General features: G+C 56.7%; 3 protein-coding genes and 1 pseudogene. 3 read left to right on the plus strand and 1 reads right to left on the minus strand.

The window, feature by feature from the left end; all coding sequences use genetic code 11:
* From Q0510_RS15375 to Q0510_RS15385, 3 genes and pseudogenes are all read left to right on the plus strand, one after another.
* Window positions 1-185: pseudogene (locus tag Q0510_RS15375) on the plus strand (carboxymuconolactone decarboxylase family protein); the annotation flags it as partial.
* A 43-nt stretch (window positions 186-228) separates the two neighbouring features.
* On the plus strand, window positions 229-570 hold the full coding sequence (locus tag Q0510_RS15380) for a YciI family protein (protein ID WP_298713607.1): 342 nt from the start codon (window positions 229-231) through the stop codon (window positions 568-570).
* A gap of 55 nt (window positions 571-625) precedes the next feature.
* Window positions 626-1,867 (plus strand): DUF6596 domain-containing protein, encoded by a 1,242-nt coding sequence (locus Q0510_RS15385; protein WP_298713609.1) that lies wholly within the window; start codon window positions 626-628, stop codon window positions 1,865-1,867.
* A 58-nt stretch (window positions 1,868-1,925) separates the two neighbouring features.
* Here the strand turns inward: Q0510_RS15385 and Q0510_RS15390 are convergent.
* On the minus strand, window positions 1,926-3,553 hold a 1,628-nt coding region (locus Q0510_RS15390), incomplete at its 5' end, for a hypothetical protein (RefSeq protein ID WP_298713612.1).

The raw sequence follows: 3,553 nt of genomic DNA on the forward strand, positions 1-3,553 counted from the left end.
TGAACAACCGCGAAGTGCCGGATGATGTATACGAACAGGCGACTGAAATTTTCTCGGGAGAAGAGCTCACCGAACTGACTTTCGCCACGATGGTCATCAACAGCTACAACCGTTTCAACATCGCCTTCCGGATCACGGGCGGGAACTATGTGCCAGGGATGTTTAATCCCAAAGCGGCGGTATGAACTATTAATTATTTAATTTCAAGCATTCTATAAAATCAAGTTTATGAAAGACTTTGCATTGTTATTCCGTCAACCTTCATATGATCATCTCCAATTACCCGAAGCCGAGCAGGCTGCGCTTGTAAAGAAGTGGCAGGATTGGCTGGGTGGGATCGCCGCGCAGGGTAAGCTGGTGATGCCGCCAACACGCCTGGTTCCCAATCAGGGCCGGGTACTGAAAGCCGGTGGCGTGGTTACAGACGGGCCTTTCGTGGAAATCCGCGAACGCCTGGGCGGCCTCACGGTGATCCGTGCGGAAGACCTCGAAGAAGCAACCACCCTCGCGCACGGATGCCCCGCCATCGAAGCCGGTGGCAGCGTGGAGATCAGGCAGGTAGTGGGATAGATATTTCAGCATACGGTTCGCCCCGAATCCGGGCGGACCGTTTTATTTTGCAGTTATGAGTAAAGCGCGGGCAACCATTGACCAGCTGTTTCAGCAGGAGTTTACGAAAATGGTGGCGGTGATCAGCCGTCAATTCGGGTTGGAACATATCGAAACGGCGGAAGACATCGTCGGCGATACGTTCCTGGCGGCGGCGGAGAACTGGGCGGAGAAAGGCATGCCGGAGAACCCGGCCGCATGGCTGTACGTGGTGGCGAAACATAAAACGCTGACTTATTTCCGGCGGGGCGAAACCTGGCAGCAAAAAGTGCTCCCGGCCGTGAAAGCCGGCATGGAAACGGCAGAACCCGAAACCGACCTCGACTTCTCCGCGCAAAATATCCAGGACAGCCAGCTGCGGATGATCTTCGCCATCTGCAACCCCGCCATCGCCAGCGAATCGCAGATAGGACTGGCGCTGCGCATCCTCTGCGGATTCGGCATCGACGAAATAGCTGAAGCATTCCTCACCAACAAGGAAACCATCAACAAAAGGCTCTTCCGCGCGAAAGAAAAGCTCCGCACAGAAAATATCCGGATGGAGCTGCCGCCGGAAAATATGCTCGATGCCCGGCTGGATAATGTGCTCCACATCATCTACCTGCTCTTCAACGAAGGCTACTACAGCCGTACGCAGGACGTTATCCTGCAAAAAGACTTCTGCCTGGAAGCGATGCGCCTGGGCCTCCTCCTCACAGCATTCCCCGCCACCGCGCAACCGCGCACCTTTGCCCTGCTGGCGCTCATGTGCTTCCACGCTTCCCGCTTCGAAGCGCGGCAACCGGGAACGGAAACCATCGTGCTCTACGAAGAGCAGGACGAAACCCTCTGGGACCGCGAGCTCATCGCACAAGGGATGAACTTCCTGGGACTGTCGGCCACGGGCAACGTGCTCAGCACCTATCACCTCGAAGCCCGGATCGCTTTCCTGCATTGCGAGAAAAAAGACACGCCCGAAAAATGGGAGGAAATCCTGGCCCTATACAACGAACTGCTCATCCTCCATTATTCGCCCGCCGCCGCCCTCAACCGCACGTTCGCGCTTTACAAAGCTCACGGTGCCGGCATCGCGCTGGCGGAAGCCGAAAAACTGCAGCTGACGGAAAATCATTTTTACTGGCTGCTGCTGGGAGAACTGACCCGGCACACCGATCCCGCGAAGGCTGCTTCCTGCTATCGCCGCGCTTACGAGCTCGCAAAAACAGGCGCGGAAAAAGAAGGCATCCTCCGCGCGCTGCAATCCACCGGCGCTTCCTGAAAATAAGAAGGGAACCCGCGGCCGCGGATTCCCCAGAATCATATCGTTTCAGCAATTGTTAATCTTCGTACATCGCCCGCATCCTCGATTTATACCGCGCTTTCCGCAATAATTTCTCCTGCTGTAAAACCACGGATTCCTTGTTGTTCATTGGCTTGTCCGCCACTTCCAGCAACGCAATGGAACTGCCCACCTGTGCTGCATTTTCAGGTTGCAGGCCGCTCACCGCGAGGAACCACTCATCGAGGTTCCTGATGCGGCATTTGTAGAAGTAAATCGTGCCTTTCTTCAGTCGGAATGTAGTAGCCTGTTTGCCGAGATAAACGATGGAATCCAGGCGGTTGTCCAATGCCGGAGCCGCCACCAGCGCGCTCCGGGCCAGCAATTCCTGCTTGCGGTAACTTTCCGGGAAACGTGCGGATTTTCCAATCGATTCCAGTTCAGCCCATAGCCGGGCACGGTAAAGATCCTGGGAGGCGATGGCTTCGAGCAGACTGTCTTTCACCGTTACGCCCCGGCGCAAATACAGCGAAATGAGGCTGATCTGTTGTGCGGGCTGCCGCAGCTTTTCAAGGCTGTTGAAGAAGCGGGCGGCGTTCCGGTTCTTTTCCCGGAAAGGCAGCAGCAGTACGGCGAACTGTTCGATTTCATCGTCTGCCGGCTCAAAGCCCTGTCCGCCCTCGGGGTCTTCGTCCTGCTCCTGCGATTCGCTCACCAGCGCCTGCAAGGCCCCGCGCGCATCGAATGCGATCTGGCCGATATGGTCTTCGTACAGCGCGGGCGCCAGGGCATTGCTGTCTGCCGCCTTCGCCATGAAACGGTAAATATTGCTTTTGTATTCGGATAGCGCCGTCAGTTGCAGCAGCTCGGGAAACAGCCCCGGGCTGAGTTGCAGCGTGTCGTACATAGGGAAGAACCAGTCGTAGATGCGGTCGGCGTGGCTGAGGATCGGGATGTCGGTCAGCACCAGTTCCTTGAAGAGCGTGTTGGATGCGGTGGTTTTCTGCATGAGGAGCGCCCGCGCTACGGCCTGCTGCAAAAGCGAAGTGTCTTCCGCCGCGAGGTACGCGCTCTTCAGATACGGCAAAACATCCGGATGGTGCAGCGTTCCCAGGCTGCCCAGCAGGCTCGATTTTACGGACAGATAATCCTTCTCCTTCGCGCTCCATCCTTTTATCAGCCTGATGATCCCCGGTGCATCCGCGTCCCTGAAATCAGCAATGCCTACAGACATCCGGGCCGATGCCCGCACCGCGCTGTCGGCCGCATGGAAATTACGGATCAGCGCCGTACCCTGGGGCGAGAAAAGCATCGTGCTGTCCATCGGGTCCGCGGCAGGACGAAACGTCTCAAAAAATCCCTTCACGAAATCCGACGGCCCCGCAGCCGAATCCGTAAGCGATGTCAACAGGTAACGCATGTGGTGGCTGACGATCACTTTATGCAGGATCTGCCGCGAAGAATTGGAGTCGCGCATCCGCAGCAGCATACCTTCCTCCCCGTCTTTCGAAAATCGTTCCAGCGACGCCACGGCCAGGTCGTTTTCTTCACTGAGCCCTTCCACCACGCGCTGCCAGTATTCCGAACTGTCGATCGAGAAATAAGGGTTGTACTTGCGTACCGTCACCCGGATCGCTTCGCCGGTACTATCGGCCACAAACCAGCGCGTCTTGATGCGCGATTCCT

This window comes from uncultured Chitinophaga sp. (genome assembly GCF_937874145.1).
Lineage (GTDB): Bacteria > Bacteroidota > Bacteroidia > Chitinophagales > Chitinophagaceae > Chitinophaga.

Coding starts and splice junctions, on each gene's coding strand:
- Q0510_RS15380 (WP_298713607.1), top strand. CDS start 229: ATGAAAGACTTTGCATTGTTATTCCGTCAACCTTCATATGATCATCTC.
- Q0510_RS15385 (WP_298713609.1), top strand. CDS start 626: ATGAGTAAAGCGCGGGCAACCATTGACCAGCTGTTTCAGCAGGAGTTT.